This is a genomic window from Nocardioides sp. LMS-CY, assembly GCF_018732145.1.
GTDB classification, from domain to species: Bacteria; Actinomycetota; Actinomycetes; order Propionibacteriales; family Nocardioidaceae; genus Nocardioides; species Nocardioides soli.
The window spans coordinates 4,750,588-4,773,187 of record NZ_CP076104.1 but is presented as its reverse complement, the minus strand read 5'-3'; the positions used below and the strand labels follow the sequence as shown (position 1 = coordinate 4,773,187).

At 71.8% G+C, this 22,600-nt stretch carries 22 protein-coding genes; 8 read left to right on the top strand and 14 right to left on the bottom strand.

Annotated features, from left to right (window positions below):
- The first annotated feature begins 4 nt into the window (after positions 1-4).
- Both galE and KM427_RS22605 read left to right on the top strand, forming a co-directional pair.
- On the top strand, positions 5-1,009 hold the full coding sequence (gene galE / locus KM427_RS22610; RefSeq protein ID WP_215525380.1) for a UDP-glucose 4-epimerase GalE: 1,005 nt from the start codon (positions 5-7) through the stop codon (positions 1,007-1,009).
- Positions 1,006-1,764 carry an N-acetylmuramoyl-L-alanine amidase gene (locus KM427_RS22605; RefSeq protein WP_215525379.1) on the top strand — a complete coding sequence of 253 codons (759 nt, stop codon included), beginning with the start codon at positions 1,006-1,008 and terminating at the stop codon, positions 1,762-1,764. The genes galE and KM427_RS22605 overlap by 4 nt, the downstream gene beginning before the upstream one ends.
- On the opposite strand, the gene KM427_RS22600 is transcribed toward KM427_RS22605, so the two are convergent.
- The 3 genes from KM427_RS22600 to KM427_RS22590 form a co-directional block, all read right to left on the bottom strand.
- On the bottom strand, positions 1,757-2,383 hold the full coding sequence (locus KM427_RS22600; protein ID WP_183592021.1) for a TetR/AcrR family transcriptional regulator: 627 nt from the start codon (positions 2,381-2,383) through the stop codon (positions 1,757-1,759). The genes KM427_RS22605 and KM427_RS22600 overlap by 8 nt on opposite strands.
- An 87-nt stretch (positions 2,384-2,470) precedes the next feature.
- On the bottom strand, positions 2,471-3,079 hold the full coding sequence (locus KM427_RS22595) for a TetR/AcrR family transcriptional regulator (protein ID WP_183592020.1): 609 nt from the start codon (positions 3,077-3,079) through the stop codon (positions 2,471-2,473).
- A 152-nt stretch (positions 3,080-3,231) separates the two neighbouring features.
- A complete protein-coding gene (locus tag KM427_RS22590; protein ID WP_215525378.1) occupies positions 3,232-5,850 on the bottom strand; it encodes an OmpA family protein in 2,619 nt (872 codons plus the stop codon).
- 103 nt (positions 5,851-5,953) lie between these two features.
- Between KM427_RS22590 and KM427_RS22585 the strand changes: the two genes are divergently transcribed.
- Genes KM427_RS22585 through KM427_RS22570 form a run of 4 tightly spaced genes read left to right on the top strand, consistent with a single transcriptional unit; the run spans position 5,954 to position 8,884 of the window.
- Complete coding sequence (locus KM427_RS22585) at positions 5,954-6,829, top strand: glucosyl-3-phosphoglycerate synthase (protein ID WP_252274775.1); 876 nt, start codon at positions 5,954-5,956, stop codon at positions 6,827-6,829.
- A complete protein-coding gene (gene folP / locus KM427_RS22580) occupies positions 6,826-7,689 on the top strand; it encodes a dihydropteroate synthase (protein WP_215525377.1) in 864 nt (287 codons plus the stop codon). Before KM427_RS22585 ends, folP begins: the two co-directional genes overlap by 4 nt.
- 11 nt (positions 7,690-7,700) lie before the next feature.
- Positions 7,701-8,252: a class III extradiol ring-cleavage dioxygenase family protein gene (locus KM427_RS22575; protein WP_252274772.1), complete on the top strand. Its 552-nt coding sequence runs from the start codon at positions 7,701-7,703 to the stop codon at positions 8,250-8,252.
- Between the two features lie 38 nt (positions 8,253-8,290).
- Positions 8,291-8,884, top strand: a complete 594-nt coding sequence (locus KM427_RS22570; RefSeq protein ID WP_215525375.1) for a dihydrofolate reductase family protein — start codon at positions 8,291-8,293, stop codon at positions 8,882-8,884.
- Positions 8,885-8,909: 25 nt separating this feature from the next.
- On the opposite strand, the gene KM427_RS22565 is transcribed toward KM427_RS22570, so the two are convergent.
- From KM427_RS22565 to KM427_RS22540, 6 genes are all read right to left on the bottom strand, one after another.
- Positions 8,910-9,539 (bottom strand): hypothetical protein, encoded by a 630-nt coding sequence (locus KM427_RS22565; protein ID WP_183592012.1) that lies wholly within the window; start codon positions 9,537-9,539, stop codon positions 8,910-8,912.
- 63 nt (positions 9,540-9,602) lie between these two features.
- A complete protein-coding gene (locus KM427_RS22560) occupies positions 9,603-10,517 on the bottom strand; it encodes an LLM class flavin-dependent oxidoreductase (protein WP_215525374.1) in 915 nt (304 codons plus the stop codon).
- 5 nt (positions 10,518-10,522) lie between these two features.
- Positions 10,523-11,392 (bottom strand): M23 family metallopeptidase, encoded by an 870-nt coding sequence (locus tag KM427_RS22555; RefSeq protein ID WP_215525373.1) that lies wholly within the window; start codon positions 11,390-11,392, stop codon positions 10,523-10,525.
- 76 nt (positions 11,393-11,468) lie between these two features.
- Positions 11,469-12,833, bottom strand: a complete 1,365-nt coding sequence (locus tag KM427_RS22550; protein WP_215525372.1) for a glycosyltransferase family protein — start codon at positions 12,831-12,833, stop codon at positions 11,469-11,471.
- Between the two features lie 81 nt (positions 12,834-12,914).
- On the bottom strand, positions 12,915-13,910 hold the full coding sequence (locus tag KM427_RS22545) for a glycosyltransferase family 2 protein (protein ID WP_252274769.1): 996 nt from the start codon (positions 13,908-13,910) through the stop codon (positions 12,915-12,917).
- A gap of 6 nt (positions 13,911-13,916) precedes the next feature.
- Positions 13,917-14,960, bottom strand: a complete 1,044-nt coding sequence (locus KM427_RS22540; protein ID WP_215525371.1) for a sulfotransferase family protein — start codon at positions 14,958-14,960, stop codon at positions 13,917-13,919.
- A gap of 150 nt (positions 14,961-15,110) precedes the next feature.
- Between KM427_RS22540 and KM427_RS22535 the strand changes: the two genes are divergently transcribed.
- Both KM427_RS22535 and KM427_RS22530 read left to right on the top strand, forming a co-directional pair.
- Positions 15,111-16,295 (top strand): family 16 glycosylhydrolase, encoded by a 1,185-nt coding sequence (locus tag KM427_RS22535; protein ID WP_215525370.1) that lies wholly within the window; start codon positions 15,111-15,113, stop codon positions 16,293-16,295.
- A complete protein-coding gene (locus tag KM427_RS22530) occupies positions 16,292-17,437 on the top strand; it encodes a glycoside hydrolase family 16 protein (protein ID WP_215525369.1) in 1,146 nt (381 codons plus the stop codon). The genes KM427_RS22535 and KM427_RS22530 overlap by 4 nt, the downstream gene beginning before the upstream one ends.
- 86 nt (positions 17,438-17,523) lie before the next feature.
- Here the strand turns inward: KM427_RS22530 and KM427_RS22525 are convergent, their stop codons facing one another.
- The 5 genes from KM427_RS22525 to KM427_RS22505 all read right to left on the bottom strand — a co-directional run bounded on the left by KM427_RS22525 (position 17,524) and on the right by KM427_RS22505 (position 22,428).
- The gene (locus KM427_RS22525; protein WP_215525368.1) at positions 17,524-17,820 is read right to left on the bottom strand and encodes a glycoside hydrolase family 16 protein; all 297 of its coding nucleotides are present in this window, start codon (positions 17,818-17,820) and stop codon (positions 17,524-17,526) included.
- Between the two features lie 4 nt (positions 17,821-17,824).
- Positions 17,825-18,043 (bottom strand): hypothetical protein, encoded by a 219-nt coding sequence (locus KM427_RS22520; RefSeq protein WP_215525367.1) that lies wholly within the window; start codon positions 18,041-18,043, stop codon positions 17,825-17,827.
- Between the two features lie 23 nt (positions 18,044-18,066).
- Positions 18,067-18,873 (bottom strand): hypothetical protein, encoded by an 807-nt coding sequence (locus tag KM427_RS22515; RefSeq protein WP_215525366.1) that lies wholly within the window; start codon positions 18,871-18,873, stop codon positions 18,067-18,069.
- A 271-nt stretch (positions 18,874-19,144) separates the two neighbouring features.
- Entirely contained in the window at positions 19,145-20,605 is a 1,461-nt protein-coding gene (locus tag KM427_RS22510) for a glycosyltransferase family 2 protein (RefSeq protein WP_215525365.1), read from the bottom strand.
- Entirely contained in the window at positions 20,602-22,428 is a 1,827-nt protein-coding gene (locus KM427_RS22505; RefSeq protein WP_215525364.1) for a glycosyltransferase family 2 protein, read from the bottom strand. Before KM427_RS22505 ends, KM427_RS22510 begins: the two co-directional genes overlap by 4 nt.
- Between the last annotated feature and the right edge of the window lie 172 nt (positions 22,429-22,600).

The window sequence follows — 22,600 nt, the reverse complement described above, 5'->3', positions numbered from 1 at the left end:
GCGCATGAAGGTCCTTGTCACCGGCGGCGCCGGCTACATCGGTTCGACCACTGCGAAGGCGTTGGAGGAGGCCGGGCACACGCCAGTCATCCTCGACTCGCTGCTCACCGGACCGAAGGCCTTCGTCCGCGACCGGATCTTCTACGAGGGCGACGTCAGCGACCGGGCGCTGCTGCGCCGCGTCGTCGACGAGCATCCCGATCTGGACGCGACCATCCACATGGGAGCGCGCATCGTCGTGCCCGAGTCGGTCCTGAAGCCGTACGAGTACTACAAGGACAACGTCGCGAAGTCGCTGGAGCTGTTCGACGAGCTCAACGGCCTCGGCAAGACCCGGGTGCTCTTCTCGTCCTCGGCGTCGCTCTACGCGACCAAGGAGGGCTTCGAGGTCACCGAGGACGACCCGCTGGACCCGTCCTCGCCGTACGCCCGGACCAAGCAGATGATGGAGCAGGTCCTCCAGGACATGGCCCGCGCGACCGATCTGCGTGCGGTCATCCTGCGCTACTTCAACCCGATCGGATCCGACCCCGACCTCGAGTCCGGCATCTACGCCAAGGAGCCCTCCCACGTACTCGGCCAACTCGTGATGGCGGCCCGTGGCCAGAAGGACTCGTTCACGATCACCGGTACCGACCTGCCGACACGTGACGGTACGGGCATCCGCGACTACGTCCATGTCTGGGACCTGGCGCGCGCCCATGTGCGAGCCGTGGAGCGTTTCGACCACATCCTCGCGGAGACCGGGCAGCCCAGCGTGGTGCTCAACGTCGGCACCGGCGAGGGAGTGACCGTGCGCGAGCTGGTCGCCGCGTTCGAGCGCATCTTCGGCCGGCCGGTCCCGATCACGGAGGCCCCGCCGCGGCCGGGTGACGCGGTGGGGGCGTTCGCGAACGTCGACCGGGCCACGCGGCTGCTCGACTGGCGTACCGAGCTCTCTCTCGACGAGGCGATCGCCTCGGCGCTCGCCTGGGGGGAGAAGCGCCAGACGATCCTGGGCTACGAGTGAGGCGAGCGGTCGTCTCCCTGCTCGCTGCCGCGCTGCTGAGCGGCCTGGCGGCTCCGGCGTACGCCGAGCGCGTCGAGCCCGAGCCGGCCCACCGCGAGGGCGGTGCGGCACTGGCCGGCCGGGTGGTCGTGCTCGACCCCGGGCACCAGCTCGGCAATCACAACTTCCCGCGCCGGATCAACCGGCCGGTCCCCGACGGACGCGGCGGTCGCAAGGCCTGCAACACCACGGGGACGGCGACGAACCGCGGCTACCCGGAGGCGACCCTGAACTGGCAGGTCGCCCGGCTGGTGCGGGAGCGGCTCGAGCGCATGGGCGCGACCGTGCGGCTCACCCGGAGCAGCAACAGCGACCGCCGGTGGGGTCCGTGCGTCGACGCGCGGGGCCGCGCCGGCAACCGCCCGCGGGCGGACCTGAAGCTGAGCATCCACGCCGACGGCAGCCTCGCCCGCGGCGCTCGGGGGTTCCACGTGATCGTCGCTCCCGACGCGGCGCGCGGCTCCGGCCGGCTGGCCCGGGCGGTCCGCGCGGAGCTGCGCGGTGAGGGCCTCCGGGTGGCCACCTACCTCGCCGGCGGCGACGGGCTCGACGTGCGCACCGACCTGGCCACGCTGAACCTCTCGCGGATCCCGACCGCGATGGTCGAGCTGGGCAACATGCGCGATCCCGTCGACGCGGCGCGGATGACCTCCGCGCGCGGGCGCGCGACGTACGCCCGGGCCCTGACGGCCGCGGTCGTCGACCTGCTCAGGTAGTGCCGGGCATGGTCGAGATGCCGGGCAGGATCATCGCGACGATGTGCCGGGCCCGGGCCTCGACCTCGACGTCGCTGTCGGCGCGGGCCTCGAGGCGCTCCGAGAGCGCGTGGACCATCGCGGCGCCGTAGATCGTCTCGGTGACCGCGGTGATCGGGATGTCCTCGGCCATCTCACCGCGCTCGATCGCCCGGAGGCAGATCTGCTCGACCTGACGACCGTGGACCTCGTTGACCGCCTCGGCGAAGTCGCCCAGCCGGTCGTCGACGCTGGCGGTGTCGAAGGTGATCCGCAGCGCGGCCCAGCCGGCGGCGCCGTGGAAGTGCCGCAGCAGGTTCAGCGCGAGCTGGGTGAGGTCGCCCGCGAGCGAGCCGGTGTCGACCGCGGTCAGCTCCAGCCCGTGGCTGGCCACCGCGTCGGTCAGCAGCGCGTCCTTGTCGCTCCAGCGCAGGTAGACGGTCGACTTGCCGACCCCGGCCCGGCGCGCGACCGCGTCCATCGTGAAGCCGGACCAGCCGTGCTCGCCGTACTCCGCCAGGGCGGCGTCCAGGATCCGCTCCTCCGCGCCCGGAGTGCGTGGTCGACCTCGTCCCCGCCGCGGTCCCTCCCCCGTGGTCATGGCTGATTCAAACACCAGACAGGGACCGTCGGTATGCCCAATCTGGTCAAATCTCCCGGGATCGGGCCGACGTACGCCGGGGCCGCCTCAGCGCAGCCCGCCGAGCATGACCTCGACGACCTGCTCGACCCGGGTGGAGAGATCCTCCTCGGTGACCTCCCGGTGGTCCAGACGGCGCCCGAGGACGAAGAACAGGGCCGCGCCGTAGATCAGGTCGGTGACCGCGAAGGGCTCGATCCGTGCGCCGATCTCGCCCCGCTCTCGAGCCCTGCGGAAGACCGCCTCGATGACCTCGCGGTGGGATCCGCTCACCTCGCTGGTGAATCCACCGAGCGCCTGCGACGCACTGGCGGTCTCCACGACCATCCGGAACCCGGCCCACCCCTCCGGGTCGGCGAACTCCCGGAACACCCCCGTCGCCAGCGCCGTCAGGTCACCGCGCAGCGAGCCGGTGTCGGCCTCGGCGACCGTGCGGGTGCGTCGGCGTACGGCCTCGGTCAGCAGCGTGTCCTTGTCGGGCCAGCGCAGGTAGAGCGTGGACTTGCCGAACCCGGAGCGACGGGCGACCCCGTCCATCGTGAAGCCGGACCAGCCATGCTCGGTGTACTCCTCCAGCGCCGCCTGCAGGATCTTCTCCTCGGCGCCGGGCGACCGTGGGCGCCCCCGGCCCCGTCGCGCCCCATCCCCCATGGTCATATGGGAATTGAACACGCGACGGATGCGGTCGGAAATGGCCCGGATCGGCCATTGTGGGAGAGGCGTGCTGGTGGTGGGGACGCCCGCCGACGCACGCCGAGGCCGCCGTCCCCGAGCGGGACGACGGCCTCGGCGATGCTGCGTGCGGGCGATCAGTAGCGGAACGTCACCGTGGCCCGCCGGTTGAGCGCGCGGCCCGCGGAGGTGGTGTTGTCGCCCACCGGCTGCCGCTCACCCATGGCGCGGACGACCACGCGCACCCGACCCGGGAGGTCGAGGGCGGCGCAGGTCGCGGCCGCTCGCTGCTTCGACAGCGCCAGGTTCCAGGCCGCCGACCCCTGGGCGTCGGCGTGGCCGACGCAGGTGACCGAGGCGGCCTTCCCTGCCGACCTGCCGACGCGGGAGAGCCAGGTGCGGTCGGCGGCACCGACCCGCGCCGACTCCGGCGCGAAGCGGACGGTGCGCACGAGCGTGAACCGCTTGCTGACGACCCGACTGGACCGCTCGGCGTGCAGGACGCCGTCGGCGGTGCGGGCGACGAGCCGAGCCGTGACCTTGGTGCCGCCCGGGGTCGCGACGAGTGCCCGGCCGACGCTGTTGAGCTTCACTCGGCCGTGCGTGCCCTTCCAGGTGCCCTTGCCGATCACCGTCGTGGTGCCCCCGACGCGTGCGGTCAGCGTGACCGTGCAGGAGCGGACCTTGGTGCGCTTCGCCTGGCAGGTGACCGGGACCGACGCGGCGGCGCCGGCGCTGGCCTTGGCCAGGCGGGGGAGCTTCACCGCGACGCCCGGTGAGACCGGAGCCGTCGGGGTCGTCGTGACCGGGGCGGTCACCTCGGCGACGTACGTCGTGTCGACGAACTGGTCGTAGGCGTCGCGGATCCGGAACGTCACAGGCGAGGCCTTGCCGGTGAAGCCCGGCCTGGGCACGAACGAGATGGTGTTCGTGGCCGGGTCGAGCAGGTAGGTGCCCTCGGGGACGACGACCGTGTTGGTCTCGACCCCGCCGCTGAGGAGCGCCGCGCGGCCACCGGCCGGCACCCGGAGCGTCACCGACTGCTCGCCCTTGCCGGTGGACGTCAGCGGCTGTGCCTGCGGGCCGGCTGGGGGCGTCACGCTCGGGCCGTACGTCGCGTCGGCGTGGCGGCCGAACCCGTCCTTGACCCGGAAGGTCACCGGGGTCGCGGCGCCGGCGAAGCCCGGCACGGGCGCGAAGGTGATGCGGCCCGTGACCGGGTCGAGCGTGTAGGTGCCCTGCCCGGGAACCGTGACGGTCGTCGTCTCGACGCCGCCGTCCACCAGCGTGATCGTCTGGTCCGCCGGGACGGCGATCGTGACGGACTGCGGCCCCTCCGCGCTCCCCGACGAGGTCTGCGGGGTCGCGGTCGGGCCCGGCGGGAGCGCGATCGACTCGGCCGCCTGGCCACCGGTGAAGCCGAAGCCGTCGGTCGAGCCGAGCTCGTAGACGTTGACGCCGACCGGCTCCGGAGAGCTGATCGAGTGCTGGCCGGCCGGCACCTGGAGCTGGGTCGCCGAGAAGTCCGAGCCCGCGACCGCGACGAAGTCCTCGGCCGGCACGACGTCGCCGTCGACGCGCACCTGGCCGACGCTGGCGGTCGGGGCGACCAGGTTGAGGTACGCGGTCATCCCCGCGGTGCCACCGAGGTCGGGTGCCGCCACGACGTACTCCGTCAGGTACTGGCCGGCCGGTGGAACGCTCATCATCAGCGGGTCGCCGGTCGTTCCGTCGTAGTTCGTGCTGTTGCCGTACTGCGAGACGAAGCTCGGCTCGCTGGTCTCGATCAGCACGCCGGCGAGGCTCGCGTCGGTGGCGTCCTCGGGAAGGACCGCCTCGTAGAACTCACCGGCGTCGAGGGTGGCCTTCTCGGCACCGCCGACGCGGACCACGGTGTCGTCGTGGTCCGCGAGCACCCGGTAGGTGTCGCCCTTGGTCCGGGTGGCGATGCGGGCGCTGACGAAGGTCTCGCCCCACGCGGAGGTCGGGGTCATCTGCTGCAGGAGCGGATTGCAGGCGAAGAAGCCTGTGGGGACGTTGGAGCACCCGGTGCCGGCCAGCACCGCGACCGGGCGGTCGGCCTCGACGAGCGTGCCGGTGACGTCCTGCGCGGCGGTGGTGCCGCTGAGCTGGTAGGTCTGACCCTCGTCGAGCGTCACGGCGTACGACGTGCCGGCGGCGCGCGCGCCGAGCGTGGTCTGCGGGGTCACCGTGAGGGTGGTGCCGTCGGCCGTGGCGACGACGGTCAGGTGGCTGGCCATGGAGACCGTGGTGCCCAGGCCGCCGTAGGCCAGCGGCCGGTAGGTGGTGCCGAGCGCGTCCACCGGGAAGGCCTGGTAGCCGGTCGATGCACCCGAGCTGTAGACCACGCCGTAGACCGAGATCGGCGCGGTGGAGACGATGTGGATCCCCTGGTCGGCGACGCCGTCCGCGTCGTCGACCTGCAGGGTGTTGGGGATCGTGAACGCCTCGACCTGTCCCGCGACCAGGCTGCGCGTCTCGATGAGGGACCCGTCGGTGCGGGAGAAGGTGACGGTCCCGTCGGCCGTGGGCGAGGCGTACAGGGTCTGCTCGACCGACGCCTCCCCGAGCGTGATCGGGATCGCGGTCCAGAACTCGGTGCCGACGGTGTCGACGACCTGGACGATCGGAGGTGCTGCGGAGGCGGACGCCGATGTCGCCGCGCCCGCGGCCGACAGCGACGCTGCGGCAAGGGCGAGGGCGAGGACGGTCGTGACGCGGGTGGGTGTGCGCACGGTTGCTCCTGGCTGAGTGAGTGGTGACCCACGTGGCATCGGCGGTCGGCGCCGACACCTGAGCGGTGCGCGGGCGGTTCTCGTCGCCCGATACCCTCGCCAGGTGCCTGTGACCGCTCAGCCCGACCTCGACGGGTGGTCGCGGCGGCACACTCACCACTGGGCGGACTGGACCAGTGAGGCGCTGACGACGGCCAAGCGCGATCGGGTCGTCAGCCTCGTGGTCCCCGCTCGCAACGAGGCCGCGACCGTCGGCGACGTCGTCGCCAAGGTCCGCGGCGCCCTGGTCGAGACGGTCGAGCTCGTCGACGAGATCGTCGTGATCGACTCCGACTCGACCGACGAGACCTACGCCGTGGCCGCCGACGCCGGCGCGATCGTGCACCGCTCCGCCGAGATCCGGCCCGACCTCGGCTCCCGTCCGGGCAAGGGCGAGGCGATGTGGAAGTCGCTCTTCGTCACCCGTGGCGAGCTGATCGTCTTCATGGACGCCGACCTCGTCGACTGGGACACCCACTTCGTGCCCGGACTGCTCGGCCCGCTGCTCTCCGACGACCGGGTCGAGCTGGTCAAGGGCTTCTACGAACGGCCGCTCGTCTCGGGAGAGTCCGTCGTCCCGTTCGAGGGCGGCCGGGTCACCGAGCTGGTCGCGCGGCCGCTGATCCGGCTGCTCTTCCCTGAGCTGGGTGGTCTGCACCAGCCGTTGGCGGGGGAGTGGGCGGTGCGTCGGTCGCTCTTCGAGAGCCTGCACGTGCCGCACGAGTACGCCGTGGAGCTGGCCGCGCTGGTCGACACCCAGCGCAGCCGCGGCCTCGACGCGATCGCCCAGGTCGACCTCGGCGTCCGCGCCCACCGGCACCAGTCGCTGCGCGACCTCAGCGGCATGGCCACCCAGATCCTCGCGGCCGCCCTCGCCCGGGCGGGCACCGGTCCGCAGGTCGAGGAGCGGCCGCCGGCGGCGTCGGTGGGGGCGCCGTGACCCTGCGGCTGGGCCGGCACACCTTCGACGACGACGCCACGCTGATGATGGCGATCGTCAACCGCACGCCAGACTCCTTCTACGACAAGGGCGCCACCTGGGCCGAGGACAAGGCGTTCGAGCGGGTCGCGCTCGTCGCGGAGCAGGGCGCCGAGATCGTCGACATCGGCGGCATCAAGGCCGCGCCGGGCATCGAGATCTCCGAGGCCGAGGAGAAGGACCGCGTCGTCGACTTCGTGGCCCGGGTGCGCGCGGCGTACCCCTCGCTGGTGATCTCCGTCGACACCTGGCGCGCGTCGGTCGGCGCCGCGGTCTGCGCGGCCGGCGCCGACGTGATCAACGACGCCTGGGGCGGCGCCGACCCCGAGCTCGTCGACGCGGCCGCCGAGGGCGGCGCCGCGATCGTCTGCACCCACACCGGCGGCGTGACGCCACGGACCCGGCCCTACCGGATCGAGTACGACGACGTGGTCGCCGCGGCGATCGCCGACACCACGGCGTACGCCTCCCGCGCGCTCGACGCGGGTGTGCCGCGGGAGTCGATCGTGATCGACCCGGCCCACGACTTCGGCAAGAACACCTTCCACTCGCTCGAGGTCACCCGTCGGCTCGGGGAGCTGGTCGACACCGGCTGGCCGGTGCTGGTCTCCCTGTCGAACAAGGACTTCGTCGGCGAGACGCTCGACCTGCCGGTGGGCTCGCGGCTGGTCGGCACGCTGGCGGCCACGGCCGTCTGCGCGCTCGCCGGCGCGCGCATCTACCGCGTCCACGAGGTCGTCGAGACCCGGCAGGTCGTCGACATGGTGTCGTCGATCGCCGGGCGCCGCCCGCCGCGGCGGGCGATCCGGGGGCTGCAGTGAGGGCCGTCCTCGTGCCGGGGGTGCTTGCGCTGCTGCCCGAGTACGCGTCGCTCGACGACCCCGTGACCGAGCTGCGGGCCGTGTGCCTGGACGCCGTGCGCTGGCTGGGGTCCGACGTCACCGTGCTGGCCGACGATCAGGGCGCCCGGGTGGCGGCGTACCTGCTCCAGGCGTCGGGTGGTTTCGAGGCTCAGGCGCAGAACGCCTTCGCACCTCAACCACCGTTGCCGGTGGTTGAGGTGCGAGGAGCGCCAGCGACGAGCCTCGAGCCCACCACCCGTGCGACCTCCTACCTCGTCGTCGGCAACGGGTCCGCCTGCCGCAGTGAGAAGGCGCCGGGCCACCTCGACGAGCGGGCGCACGACTTCGACGCCGCCCTGGGGGCCGCCCTGGCATCGAGCCACCGGGACTGGCCCCCGCTCGACCTCGGGGAGAGCCTCCTGGGGAGTCTCGACGGGATCCGGCGGCTGCGCGGGGTGCTGCCGGCGGAGTATCGGGCGACCGTGGACTACGACGCCGACCCGTTCGGCGTGCAGTACTGGGTGCTGCGGTGGTCGTGGTGAGGTGGTCGTGGTGAGGTGGTCGTGGTGAGGTGGTCGTGGTGAGGGTGCTGGTCGGGCCCGACACCGACGACCTCGACGAGCTGTACGCCGTGCCGGCCGACCGCACCGACGGGCCCTGGCTGCGGGTCAACATGATCACCACGCTCGACGGCGCCGCGACCGGAGACTCCGGCCGGAGCGGCTCGATCAACAACGCCGTCGACCAGCAGGTCTTCGACCGGCTCCGCGCGCTCGCCGACGTGATCGTGGTCGGCGCCGGGACCGCCCGCGTCGAGGGCTACGGGCCCGCCGACCGGCCGATCGTCGTGGTCAGCCGGAGCGGCGAGGTGCCGGAGGGGCTCCGTGGCGCGCCGCCCGGCTCTGTGCTCGTCGAGCCGCTCGGCGATGCGGCCACCTTCAAGCGCGGGCTGGCCGACCGCGGCTGGTCGAGCATCCTCTGCGAGGGCGGGCCGTCGCTGCTGCGCGACCTGCTCGCCGCGGGCGTGGTCGACGAGCTGTGCACGACGACCGTGCCGCGCGTCATCGGCGGGGAGCATCCACGGATCGTGGCCGGCCCGCCCGTCGACGTACCGCTGCGGCTGCACACCCTGCTCGAGCAGGACGGCACCCTGCTGGCGCGCTGGCTGGTCTGAGCCGGGGCCGCGGTCGCGCCATCGCTCACTCCAACCGGTGCCGCCAGGCGGGCGACGTCACGTGGATCGCCACGCCCGCCATGCCGGCGACGAAGAGCAGGATCGTCGCCTTGGCGAACCAGTCGGGCAGCAGCGTCGAGACCAGGACCGTCGCGACGTGCAGGATCAGCGCGAACGGGATCCAGCGGGCGACCGTGCGGGCGCGGAGCAGGGCGATTCCGAGCAGCAGCTCGCCGGCGAGGAAGCCGACGATCCAGGCGTACAGGAAGACCAGAAGACCGGTGTTGTGGGCCACTTCGTCGAGGCCGCCGTCGACGATGGTGTCGGTCTCGACGAGGGCCCGGAAGAAGACCATCAGCATCGCGAAGCCGGCGGTGCCGATGAAGCCGAGCTCCAGCACCACCGCGCTGACCAGGCCGAGCATCCGACCGCGGTGCTCGAAGAGCGTGACGATCGCGGGGAGCCCGAGTGTCAGGCAGACCGAGGCGACGAAGTAGATCGCCGCGGCCGCCATCCAGACCCCGCCCCGCTGCTGCACCACGCGCAGCGTCTCCGCCGTGCCGTCGCTCGACGGCAGCAGGATGCTGCCGAGCGCCAGGGCCAGGGCGCCGGTGAGCAGGAGCGCCGCCGAGACCGGCAGCCAATCCGTCCGCACTGCCACACCGTAGAGGCACGACGGATCGCCCAGCCACGAATCGCCGAGCAGAGAGCCGCTCAGCTACACCACGTGGGTGAAGGAGCCGGTGAGGGATTCGGTGAGGCGGTGCACCTGCTCGACCGCCGAGTCGGTCGGGATCAGCTGCACCTCGTCGCACCCGAGGTCCTCGATCCGGCGCAACAGGTCGCGCAGCTCCTCGGGGGAGCCCGCGAACCCGGCCGAGGCGGCGAGCGCGTCGACGTGCCGCTCGGGGATCCAGTTCATGTAGTGGCGCAGGTGCCGGCGGAGCTGCTCGCGCGCCTCCTCCGGTGGGCCGAGCGCGAACCAAAACGACGTGGTCAACCGCGGCGCGGGCCGCCCGGCCTCCGCCCAGGCGGATCGGGTGAGGTCGAAGACCCGCGACATCTCCGCCAGGTCGACGTCGAGCGACATCCCGGCGAGGCCGTCGGCCCAGGCCGCGGCGCTGCGGATCGTGCGCGGGCCGAGGGTGCCGACCAACAGCTCCGGCCCGCCGGCCTGCACCGGCAGCGGACCGATCGGACGGGTCGCCTCGACGACCTGCTCACCGGCCCACACCTGCTTCATCACCGCCACCCGTGCGGCCATCTCGGCCATGGTCTTCGTGGTCGGCGAGGCGCCGGCCGCGCGGTAGTCCTCCTCGCGGCCGCCGACGCCGAGGCCCACCGTGAGCCGTCCGTCGCAGAGCTGGTCGCCGGTGGCGAGCGCCTTGGCGAGGGAGACCGGGTCGTGCAGCTGCGGCACGACGACCGTGGCGGTCAGGCGCACCCGCGCCGTCCAGGCGGCCACCGCGCCGAGCAGGGTCAGCGAGTGCGGGTTGTCGAAGGCCATCCGCTCGCCCCAGCACAGCGACGACCATGGCCCGTCGTCGATCGCCCGCGACCACGATTCCAGGGTCGTCGCGCCCGAGGCCCAGACGTCGGGCTCCATCACCGGCAGCGTCATTCCCACCTGCATGACGGTCACCCTCCCACGACCGCCTCGAAGATCCGTCCGTTCTCGGGAACATCGTCGAGCGCGGTCGAGCGTCGCGCTCCGGTCGCGCGGGCGGGGTCGGTCTCGTCGAGCTCGGTCACGCCGCACCACCGCCACGGCAGGCCGGCGGCGCCGGTGACGTACGGCGCGTCCATCAGCTGGAAGTGCAGGTGCGGCTCGGTGGTGTTCCCGGTGTTGCCCACCTCGGCGAGCTGCTGCCCGCCTGCTACCCGGTCTCCGACCCGTACGACGGCGGAGCCGTGGCGCAGGTGGGCGTACGCCGACCACACGCCGTCGCCGTGATCGACCACGACGTGGTTGCCGAGGATCCTCGACGCGCCACCGAGCTCGCGGAAGAATGCCTCGACCACCATCATCCAGGCCAGCGTCGGCCAGGTGTCACGACCGCGGTGGTCGCGCAGCCGGTCCCGCACCGTCACGACCGTGCCGGCGGCGACGGCGTACACCGGCTCACCGTAGGACGAGTACGCCGTGGCCGGCCGCGTGCGCAGCCTCCACCCGAGCCTCGGCTTCACGACGGTGCGACTCGGGTGCAGCAGGTCGACGGCGTACGCCTGTCCGTAGGAGCGCACCCCGTGGCTGGGCACCCGGCTGCCCGGTCCGTTGACGGCGACCCAGCGTCCGTGCACGGGCGGTCCGGTCTCGACCGGACCCCGACCGGCCCGCGGCGGACCGACGAAGGCCAGCGCGAGGATGGCCACCAGCACGACGAAGGTGGCGGTCCACGGTGTGTCCAGGACCGTCGAGGTGAGCACCACGCCGGCCACGAACAGCGCCAGCCAGAGTCGGCGCATCCGCGCGACGCGGCGCCGGACGGAGTCGAGCGGGGTGTTCATCGGTGTGCTCCTCGGGCGATCGACATCAGGAACTCCTCGGGGCGGCGGGCGACGAGGTCGCCCTCGCGCAGGTTCGTCACGGGGCGTTGGGGCGACCCTGGACCGGAACCGTCGTGCGCGCACCGGCGAGGTCGGCCGGGAGCGGGAGCACGGACCAGACCGTGCCTCCCCGCGGGCGGACCAGCAGGCTGACCTGCGAGAGATCGGCGGCCGGCCCGGCCGGGCACGAGACCTGGAAGCCGCAGTCCGGGGGCGCGCCCGGGTGGGCCCGAGCGACGTCCGGGCGTGAGGTGCGGAGCACGGCGTCGGGCGGCCATTCGTGGCCGGCGGCGTCGCGGAACGCGAACTCCAGCTCCGAGTCGGTGTTGACGAAGTAGGCCCAGCCGGCCACGTTAGCGGCACCGCCCTCGGCCCGGCTCACCTCGTCGACGTGCCACTCGAGATGGTGGTCCCACCCTGGATATCGGCGGTCGAGCTCGGGCACGGACAGGCCACGGAAGGCGCCGCGCAGCCGCTCCATGACGCCCCGATCGGCGACCGCCGCCTCGAGCACGGACTCGGCGCGACGACGTACGTGCAACTCGGCGTCCTGCACCAGGTCGTCGACACCCGCCGCCGCTCGGAAGCGAGCCAGCGCCTCGAAGTAGTCGGTCAGCCCCGGTGTCGGCAGGTCCAGGCTCAGGGTGGGACCACGGTGCGCGACGTACCCGCGACGATTCGTCCGGTACGGCGAGTCGGTCGGCGACCGGCGGATCACCTTCGTCAGGGAGCCGACGTACTCGGTCTCGGACCGGTGGATCGCGTGGAGCACGAAGGCCTCCGGCAGCCGGTCGGAGTCGACCCGGTGGTCCGCCGGCACGAAGCTGCCCCACTGCTGCGCCCGCTCGTCGACCAGGGGGAACGGGTCGCGGACGAGCAGCCGGGTGCCCGAGGTCGTCCGGGCCGTGTGCGGCCGGAACTGGACGGCCCGGTCGTCGAGGCGGACGACGGACTTCACGTGCGGATCCGGCCGGACCCGCGTCGGGTCCGCGAGCGGGTGGCTGAACGCCGCCCGGGCGTGGTCGGGGACATCGAGGTACCACGGGAACGACACGACGTTGACCTCGGAGTCGCCGGGCAGGAAGTCGTGGATGCCGGACGCGAAGTCGCGCGGCAGCCAGTACTCGTCGAGGTCGAGGAACGCGATGTGCGCGTAGCCCTCGCGGGCCGCCTTCCTCGCCTGCCTGGTGTAGGCGCGGTACTGGAAGTACTTGCCACGGTGGACCGAGTCCTTCAAGAGGTCGTCCGCGTCGCGGAGCTCGACCCGGTCATCGACCGCGCGGAGGGCCCGCAGGATCTGCAGCGACGGATCGTGGGACCCGTTCACCCAGATCTCGACTCCGTCGAAGCCGAAGCGGAGGTGGTGAAACACCCAGTCCACGAGGTAGGGACCCTCGTTCATGGCGATAGCACACAGCTTCACGCCCCCGAGCATCGGGTCACTGTACCCGCCGGAGGCCCGCATCCCGGTCGGCGTGGGGGGCTAGGTCTCCTCGCCCTCGCCCTCGCCGTTGCCACGTCGGGCCGGCTGGGGCAGCCCGCGCGCGTGCCGCGGCAGCCAGCTTCGGGCGGCGTGGTCGACGATGTGCACGCCGGGCGGCGCCTCGATCCGGAAGACATGGTCGAGCTCGTCGGCACGGCCGTCGCGGAGCGTGGAGTGGACGTGGTACTCCCGCACCTTGCGCGGCGACCGGTTGTCGGTGAAGGCGCTCGGGTCGGTCCAGTGGGCGAACTCGTCGTGGTCGAGCCACTTCAGCTCGACGAACGTGCCGAGCGGCATCACCAGGCGCTCCATGTCGTCCGGGTGCTGCCAGACCTCCCAGTCGAAGCCCTTGACGAACGTGTACGCGGGCCCGACCGGGTGGATCCACGGCTCCATGTTGCGCGAGCTGGCGTCGAGGTAGCCGACCGACTCGGACTCGATGTAGAGGGGCAGGCGCGGGAAGAGCACCATCACCTCCTCGCCCTCGAGCTGCCAGGACAGGTCGCGCACGGCCGCGACACCCTCCGGGGTGAGCACCATGTCGCCGTCCCACTTCATGGCGTACGTCGTGGTCACGTGCGAGAACGACCAGTTGTAGAAGTGGGTGAGGCTGTGCACCGAGTCGGCGGGGGTGGCCAGGTGCTCGGGGCCGCAGCGGCTGACGACGAAGGGGTACGACGTGAGCGTCACGCGGTCCGACGCCCCGAGATCGGCGACGATCCGCTGTGCGGTCTCCAGAGTGCCGTCGGAGGACTGGTTGTCGACGATGACGACGTGGGGCACGGCCTCCAGCAGCGGCGGCAGCACCCAGGGCAGGTTGTGGGCCTCGTTGCGCACCCGGAGCACCGCGGTCAGGCCGGGACGCTGGGGGCGGTGCCAGGGCCAGTGGATGTCGTACGCGGGTTCGCCCTCGCGGTTGTGGGTGACCCGTCCGTCGGAGGCGGCTGAGTCGGCAGCGGGCCGCGGGGTGCCGATGCCGGTCGTGAGTGCGGTCATGGTGGGTCAGTTCCCCCGTCGCAGGAGGTGGCGCTGGCGGCGCGCCGCAGGCTCGGCGGTCGCGGCGGACTCGGACCTGGCTTCGAGGGCCTCGGCGACCGCGTGCTCGAGGGTCCGGGCGTGGCGCTTGCGGAGCTTGCGGCCCACCGCCTGGGTGGTGGAGTCGGCGATCGCCTCCGCCTGCTCGTAGAGGTCGAGGTAGTCGGCCCGCAGCTCGTCGGACGCGGCGTGGGCCTCGGCGTCGTCCTTGCCGTCGGCGAGCCGCTCGGCGAGCTCCTGGGTACCGTCCATCAGCACCTTGAGGCGGCCCCGGATCGGTACCTCAAGATCGGCCGAGCGCACCCGGTAGAGCGACGGGTCGATCAGGTCGTAGACCCCGCGCAGGTCCTTCGCCGAAGCCGACAGGACGGCGTCGAGGGCGAAGTCCTCGCCGAGCCGGTGCACGGGGACGGTCCAGTCGGAGAGCAGGTCGTGGTAGCGGACGAACGCACGGGCCTTTCCGCGCGTCGCGCGCTCGGTGTGCAGCACCAGGTTGACCCAGGAGGCGGCCCGGCTCTCCAGACTGACTCGCGAGGAGTAGTGGTGGTGCTTGCTGCCGATCACCTCGGCCGGCGGCCGCAGCATGCTGATGAAGACCGGCGTGACGCCGAGATGCAGCGCGGCGCTCTCCCACAGGCCCAGGAACCACACCAGCCGCGGATCCTTGAGGACGACCTCGTCGGCCTCCTCGAACTGGCGCTCGAGCCACGTGCTCGCCTGGCGCCGGAAGCGCTCGTGCGTGCTCTGCTTGCTCGTGGAGAACCAGGCCCGCGGGCGGGCGTCGGACACCGTGACGTTGGCCCGCTGGAGCAGCCGGTCGTGGAAGTCCACCAGCCACTGGGACTCGCCGAATCCCTTGGGGTTCGTCTCGTCGGCCGGCACCTCGGGTTGCGGCACCCGCATGCCCAGCTGCTGGAGCGTGCAGGCCATCACGCTGGTGCCGCTGCGACCCGATCCGACGATCATGACGACCCGCCGGCCCGACGTCGCCGGGCTTGCGATCTCGGTCATGAACTCTCCCTCTGGTCGTCCCAGGCGCGGCACACCGACGTGCGCCGCCAGTTGGGGTCACGCCCTTGAATGTACCTATCATGGCGCTGCCCCTGCCGAGATCTACTGACCGCCCGTCGGGTGCAGAGCTCGACTGACCGATTGGACCTCATGACTTCCTTCCGTACTTTCGCCGCTGCGCTGGCGCTCACCGTCGGAGCCGGCCTCGCCGTTGCCGCCGTCGAGGCGCCGGCCGGCGTCGCCGCACCCGCCAGCAAGGCGCACGTCCAGAAGAAGAAGGCCAAGCAGCGCGTGAAGGTCGAGCTGACCCCGCCGATCTCGGCAGCGGGCAAGCGACCTGGCAAGGCCGACGCGGCCAAGGTCGTCGTCGCCGGCACGTTCCGGCCGAAGAAGGCGGGTCGGACCGTCGTGCTCGAACGCAAGGCCGGCAAGAAGTGGGTCAAGGCGGGCGCCGCCCGTCAGGATGCGACCGGGGTGGTGGAGATCGCCGGCCCGTTCCTCGTGAAGGGCAAGGCCGTCACCTACCGGCTCCGGGCCACCGGCTCCGGTATGCCGAACACGGTGAGCAAGTCCGTCTCGACCTGGGCCTGGACGGGCAAGGAGCTGTTCACCGACGAGTTCGACGGCAACGCGCTCGACTCCTCCGTGTGGAGCTTCCGCGAGCAGGACTACGGCCACGCCGGACAGCGCACCTGCTCGCGTACCGAGGCCACCAACACCAAGGTGGGTCAGGGTGTCGCGCGACTCGTGGTCGGCAAGGACAGCACGAAGAACGGCCGCTGCAAGTACGCCGGCAAGTCCTACGCCTGGCGCACCAACGCGCTGATCGGGACGGAGACCGGCTTCAGCTTCAAGTACGGCTACGCCGCGGCTCGGGTCAAGTTGAACGCGCTGCGGGGCCAGCACTTCGGCTTCTGGCTCCAGCCGACCTCGCGGACGGCCAACCGCGGCAATGCCAAGAAGACCGGTGCCGAGATCGACGTCGCCGAGTGGTTCGGCAACAACCACCCCTCCGGCGGCCTCTCCAGCTACGTGCACTACTACCCGCACGGCGGGAACGGCAAGAAGGTCGGCTCCTGGATCAAGCAGGTCTCGCAGTACGGCAACGGCTGGTCGAAGAAGTACCACGTCTTCTCCGTGAAGTGGACGCCGAAGTCCTACACGTTCTACATCGACGGCCAGGTCACCAACGTGATCAAGGAGGGCGTCTCCGGCCGTGATCAGTACCTTCTGCTCAGCCAGCTGAGCTCGGACTACCAGCTCAAGTACCTGGCGAACGAGAAGAAGCTGCCGCAGGGCTCCTCCGTCGACTGGGTGCGGGTCTGGAGCCTGTGAGCCTCCCCGTTCGCGTGATGCGGGCGCATCGACCGGTCGCCGCGGCCTTCCTGGCCGCGGCGACCGCCGCGTTGAGCCTCTCCGGGTGCACGGCCGACGAGAAGGGCGACAGCGGCGACGGACCGCAGATCGAGGCGCGCCTGCTGCCGCCGATCGTCGACCCGGGTCCGAAGCCGCGGAAGCCCAAGCAGGCCGACGTGGCGATCGAAGGCACCGTCGATCCGGTCGACGAGGGAGGCACGGTCACCCTCCAGGTCCACGACGGCGACGCGTGGACGGACCTCGACTCGGCCGAGCAGGATGCCGAGGGCAGCGTCGGATTCACCGCGCCCAACCTCGTCGACGGTGAGACGCAGAGCTACCGCCTGGCCGTCGGTGAACACCACAGCGACGACCTCGACACGGGCGTCTGGCAGGACAAGCTGGAGTTCGAGGACCAGTTCAACGGGGACTCGCTCGGCTCGACGTGGCACCACCGGCTGCAGGGCTACGCCGCCGAGTCGCGCTCGTGCTCGCGACCCGACACGAGCATGGTGGACGTCAGTGGCGGCGTGGCAGCCCTCTCGGTCGACCTCGATTCGGAGCGGTCGGACCGGTGCAGCTACGACGGCACGAAGTACGACTATCGCCTGAACGCCAACATCGGCACGCAGGGCCAGTTCTCCTTCCGCTACGGCTACGCAGCGGCGCGGATGAAGTTCCACGAGAAGCGCGGGCAGCACGCGGCGTTCTGGATGCAGCCGGAGCATCCGGCCGACGGCGGAGACCCGCGTGATGCGGGCGCCGAGATCGACGTCGTCGAGTGGTTCGGGCACCCCCATCACTCCGGGCTAGCGAGTTACGTCCACTATCGCGACGAGGACGGGCCTCAGAAGATCGGTGACTGGATCACCGACCCCGACCAGTACGGCGACAAGTGGTGGAAGAAGTACCACGTGTTCTCGGTCGAGTGGTCGCCGGAGGGCTACACCTTCCGGATCGATGGCCAGGTCACGTCCGTGATCGACGAGGCGGTATCCGGCGTCCCGGAGTTCCTCATCCTCAGCAATCTCAGCTCCGACTACGAGCTCGCCAAGCTGCCCTCCGAGTCGGACCTCCCACAGACCTCCTACGTCGACTGGGTACGCGTCTGGAACCTGTGAGGGGAAGTGGAGCCAGCATGGTCCACCCCCTGCCCGGCCGCCGCCGGTGTGACGGCAGCCGAACCGATGTGCGGGAATGGTCGCCCTCAGGGGTATCGCCAGACCTGCACCCAGTCGACCTTGAAGCTGTGCGGGTCGGTGTCGTATGCGTATCGTCCGTTTTCGTCGTCGTCGACCAGCTGAGAGAGGATCAGCTGCATGCGGCCTTGATTCACGTGCACGGTGGAGTCATGGACAGCCTCACCGTCGACGAAGAAGTCGTACCGGCCGGCCCGCCACCGCAGCGCATAGATGTGCCACTCCGCCGACCAACTGGTTCCCGGAGGCGGAGGAACCAGCTCCCAGTCGTCTGTCGCCGGGAGGTCGTCGTCGACGGGGTGCACATCATCAGCACATCGCACGGTGTTGGACCCACTCCGGGGGGTACCCCACGTTGTCCTTGTACCGCACCTGATGCTGCATCTGGCCGCTCTTGCGCGCATCGCCGAAGTACTCCATGACGTCGACCTCGCCGCCGCCGCACCAACCCCCGGCCGGGTCGACCGTCCACAACGACGAGTGCGCGCGCTGGCCCTCCTGCGCCTTCGCCCGGGCCGCGATCCACACGGACTCGTTGCCCGTAGGCGCCTCTATCTGCGTCTTGCTCGCAATGCTGCTCGACCACACGGGCATCGCGACAAGTCGCAGGCGGCGCCAGGCCGCGAGTCTCGTAGGACCCGGAGGTCGGTGTAGCTGCCGCCACCCTGCTGTTGTACCTGGACGGCACTCCAGCTGTGCCGCTCGTAGTCCTCCTTGTGTCCGCATTCTGCGGGATCACCGAAGGGCGGCAAGACTGGATCGGTCTGGCCGATCGTCGTGCATCGCAGCGCCCACTTCGTCTGGTCGATGGAGGTGCCGGAGAAGTCATCGAAGATCTCCGGAGCGGGTCCGGGCGCGATCGTGGTGACCGGACTGGTCACCCAGGCGCCGGTCGGTTCGAGGATGGCGGTGTGGTACTCCAGGCTTCCCCAGAGCGGCTGCACCCAGAGTTCGTCCGTGCCCGGGTTTCGTGTCCAGGACTTCACGATGGTCCATGGGTCTTGCGTTCCGACGGGCCTCGAGTACAGGCGGATCTCCCGTGTGCCCGACTGGATGTTGTAGTCGATCTTGCCGGACTGTGCCGCGCGTTCGACACCCTCCGGTCCGCTCCGGTCACCGGTCTCCACGATCTTGGGAGTGCTCGCCTGCACGGCGGTGACCTGGTCGACGGAGTTGTCCTGCACCACGGTGCGGGCAGGGGCGCTCGCGTACTGCCACAGGTGTCCGTCGTTGGTGGACAGTTGGCGGGTGAAGACGTAGAAGCTGACGACGTTGGATCCTGGTGGGACGGTCACATTCTCGAAGTGGTACCAGCCGTCCGACGTGTTGGTCTGGATTTCGTCCGCATAGCCGGGCACCCACCGACCCGTACCGCACCCAGTCACCGGAGATTCCGGACGTGTTCAAACCGGTCCGGGGAGGGTACGTCCACGATGATCGGGATGTTGGCGAAACGCGAAATCTCACCTCGGCGAAGGTCGTGAGAGAGCGCCGCCACAGGGGGAGGTACTTCCGCCGGCCGAACGTGAACGTCGGAGCCGCCGCCGGACCTTCGACTTCCACCATGCGTTCGCGGCTATATCGGGCCCTCGTCTGCTCCAGCCAGCGTCGCCATCGTTCGGGCGGGGATCAGGCGGGGTCGTCCTTGCGGACTCCCCAGGACACCAGCCCGCGCACCTGCTTGACGGGCGGCGCTCCGGCCGCGTCGACGAAACCGGCGTCCGTGGCGGGGATGTGGATGGCGGGGTAGCACGCGGCCAAGGCGGCCTCGTAGTCCCCGGGCTCGGTGCTGGTGCGCAGTGCCCGCGAGTGCGCGGCGGTGCGCAGCACGCGCACGGCGCCGCCGTCGGACAGGTCGACGTCGACGCAACCGAGGTGCTCGAGCTCCATCCGCCGCAGCAGCTGGGCGAGGCTTCTGCCGACCGGGAAGACGGCGACGCCGGGCAGCGTGACTCGGAAGGTGGCGTCCGAGCGCCGGCTCGGCGCGTCGGCCAGGCGCACCCGCGGCTCGGCCGCGTACGCCGCTCGCACGAGCCGCAGGTCCAGGCCGGGGTCGGCGAGGATCGGCCGGCGGTCGTCACTGAGCGCGGACCAGTCGGCGACGAGGGTGACCACGACGTCCGGCACGCCGCCGGTGAGCTGGGCGTCGACCGCGACGCACACGTCCTCGTACGACACGCCTGCCACTGGCACGATCACCTCGACGTACGGGACCTCGTAGGAGCGCGGCATCTGCAGGCGGTGTCCGCGGAACTCGGGCACCTGCTGGGCGAGGAACGGCTTGTTGTAGCGGTTGACCTGCTCGGCGCCGCGCATGACCGTCGTCGCGCCGAGGTGGAGGCTGTGGGCGTCGCGATCGGGCACGAACACGGCACCGGCCTCGCGGAGTCGGTAGCCGAGCACGATGTCCTCGCCGAGGACGAGGCCGACCGGCAGGCCACCCGACTCGCGCAGCAGATCGCGACCCACGCTGGCGGACGCGCCGGTGTGCACTCGCATGGCGCGTGGGCCCGCCGTGCTCAGGGAGTCGGTCTCCGCAAGGATGCGCTCGACCCAGGCGTGTGGGTCCACGGGGCCGTCGGCGAGATCGTCGACGGGCGTCCCCGCGGCGATCGCCGCCCGGAGATCGGCGGGCTCGATGGCGGCCAGAGCATCGGCATCGGCGAAGGACTTGTCGCCGAGCACGACCGCGTAGTCCACGAGGTGGTGCCAGCGCAATTGCGCCTCGACCTCGTGGCGGGCGGGCACCATGTCGGCATCGAGCCAGTGCACGATGTCGCCCTCGGCGACGTCGGCACCCGACTGGCAGGCGGCCGCGCGTCCCCAACCGTGGGTTGTCGCCACGACTCGGGTGCGCTCGGGCCGAACCTCGGGGAGGGCGATGCCCTCACCCGAGTCGTCGACGACGATGACCTCGAGCAGGTGCTCGGGGTAGCTCTGGGCTGCCAGGCCGGCGAGCACCCACGGCAGCGCGGGCGCCTGGTACGCCGGGATCACCACGGTCACCGACAGCCGCGGCTCCCAGTCGCCCAGCCGCGGGGGAGCGAGCGGTCGCCAGTCGTTGGCGCTCAGCCGGGGCTGGCGGCTCACCCCCTCGCCTCCGCGGGCAGCTCCCCGTCGGCGTACTCGAGCAGTGCGCTCGGCCGGAACCCGTCCCACGACTCCTCGAGCCGGTCCTCGGAGAGGTAGTAGTCGAGCCCGGGGTCCCAGGTGTGGCCGGCGGCCGTGCGCCGGAGCAGGTACCCGAGTCCGTGGCTGCGGTAGATCGACTGGCCCTGCTGGCGGGCGGCGTCGAGCAGCTGCGCGTCGACGTAGCGGCGGACCCGCCGGAAGCCGCCGGCCTCGGCGAGCGAGTCGCGGTCGGTCATGATCGAGCCGCCGGCGACGAACTGGGCGATCCGCTCGCTGTCGTCGCGGCGCCGCACGGTGCGGTCGATCGGCGCCAGGTAGGCGTACTCGACGGTGGTACCGACGATCTCGGCGCCGGAGTAGTGCCGCGCGAGCAGCAGGTCGGCGACGAAGTCGGGGCCGTACCAGTCGTCGTCGTCCATCTTCAGCACCAGGTCGCCGGAGGCCGCGGCGACGGCGCCGTTGAGCACGTCGCCGAAGAACGTCGGCTCGTCGAAGCCGCGCAGCGCGAACCGGTCGCCGACGTGCGCGCGCACCAGGCCCGGGTCGGCCTCGAAGCCGTGGGCGGCCACGACGACCTCGACCTCGGCGCCGCGCTGCTTGGCCACCTGGCGCAGCGCGTGCTCGAGCATGTGCTCGCGCTTGGTGGCCAGCACCACGCTGACGCTCGGAAAGGGGCGGTACGGCAGCCCGGCCGCGGCGGCGAGTCGGCCCCGCCAGGCGATCGTGGAGTGCTCGAGCAGGCCCGCTCGCCGCAGGCGCACGCTGTGCTCGTCGCGGGGCAGCGAGGCCGTGAGGTCCGGCCCGGCCAGCAGCAGGTCGGCGATGCGGTCGCCGAGCGCGGCCCGGGCGCCGGCCGGCACGTCGTCGGCGACCAGCGGCACGCCCGCGGCGGCCAGGCCCGCGACCGTGTGCGCGAGGCGCTCCGGGGCGGCCTGTGGCCAGCACACCCGGACGCCGCGATGCCCGCGCAGCAGCCGCACCGCGGTCGGGGTGACGCCGCCCTCGGCGCGCAGCTCGTGGTCGAGCCCGTCGCCGCGCAGGGTCAGGACCTCGGCGGAGGCCGATGCCAGCGTGACGATGCCGTGCTCGGGATCCTTGAGGTAGCCGGCGGGGTTGAGCACCGCCTCGTCGACCGGTGCGCACAGCAGCAGCGGGTCGGTCGTCGTCGCCGGCGGGCGGTCGATCACGTGGTGGGCGGGCAGCGCGCCGGTCTCGCCGAGCACCACATCCGGCGGGATGGTGCGGTCGGGGTCGGCCGCCTCGGCCGCCCGGCCCAGCACCTGCAGGCTCGGGTCGGCGGGTGGTGCCACCGCGGGGTCGGGCCTGGTGGTGGCGGCCACCAGCCCGGCGTACGCCGCGCGCCCGGGGGCCGCGACCCGTCCCAGTTCGCGGAGCACCAGCTCGGCGCGCACGCCGCTCTCGAAGCGGGCCACGGTCAGCGCCGCTCCGCTGGCGACCCGGCGGGCGTTCAGCGCGGTCAGCGCCGGCCACTCGGGGCGGGGCACCAGCGCGACCGGCTGCTCCGCCTCGGCCAGCCAGCAGGCGACCACCCGGGTACGGCCGAGGCCGGGCAGCACCGAGGCCCACCGGCGCAGCGACAGCACGTCGGTGCAGGCGAGCACGACCAGTCCCCACCGGTGGGGCAGGTCTGGCAGGGCGTGCCCGGTCGTGGACTGCGACACGCCCGCCGGCAGGCCCTGGAGCCGCACCTCGGGGTCGTGGAGCACCACGACGGGGTCGGAGGCGCCGTCGATGAGCTTCGTGAGTGCCGCGTCAGCCATCGTCCGGATCCTAGGACACGGCTGTGGTCGGGGTGGCCCCGGTGCTCTGCGGGAATACCCGGTGGGCCGGGTACTCCCGCACTTCGCGGCCGATGCGACACCCGAGAACCCCAGGGAGTGCCCGAGAAGTCCCACGGAGGCGCGACCGCCGGTGGCGCGCTCGACTGCCGTG

Coding starts and splice junctions, on each gene's coding strand:
- KM427_RS22540 (WP_215525371.1), bottom strand. CDS start 14,960: ATGACCGAGATCGCAAGCCCGGCGACGTCGGGCCGGCGGGTCGTCATG.
- KM427_RS22535 (WP_215525370.1), top strand. CDS start 15,111: ATGACTTCCTTCCGTACTTTCGCCGCTGCGCTGGCGCTCACCGTCGGA.
- galE (WP_215525380.1), top strand. CDS start 5: ATGAAGGTCCTTGTCACCGGCGGCGCCGGCTACATCGGTTCGACCACT.
- KM427_RS22560 (WP_215525374.1), bottom strand. CDS start 10,517: ATGCAGGTGGGAATGACGCTGCCGGTGATGGAGCCCGACGTCTGGGCC.
- KM427_RS22505 (WP_215525364.1), bottom strand. CDS start 22,428: ATGGCTGACGCGGCACTCACGAAGCTCATCGACGGCGCCTCCGACCCC.
- KM427_RS22545 (WP_252274769.1), bottom strand. CDS start 13,910: ATGACCGCACTCACGACCGGCATCGGCACCCCGCGGCCCGCTGCCGAC.
- KM427_RS22555 (WP_215525373.1), bottom strand. CDS start 11,392: ATGAACACCCCGCTCGACTCCGTCCGGCGCCGCGTCGCGCGGATGCGC.
- KM427_RS22600 (WP_183592021.1), bottom strand. CDS start 2,383: ATGACCACGGGGGAGGGACCGCGGCGGGGACGAGGTCGACCACGCACT.
- KM427_RS22595 (WP_183592020.1), bottom strand. CDS start 3,079: ATGACCATGGGGGATGGGGCGCGACGGGGCCGGGGGCGCCCACGGTCG.
- KM427_RS22550 (WP_215525372.1), bottom strand. CDS start 12,833: ATGAACGAGGGTCCCTACCTCGTGGACTGGGTGTTTCACCACCTCCGC.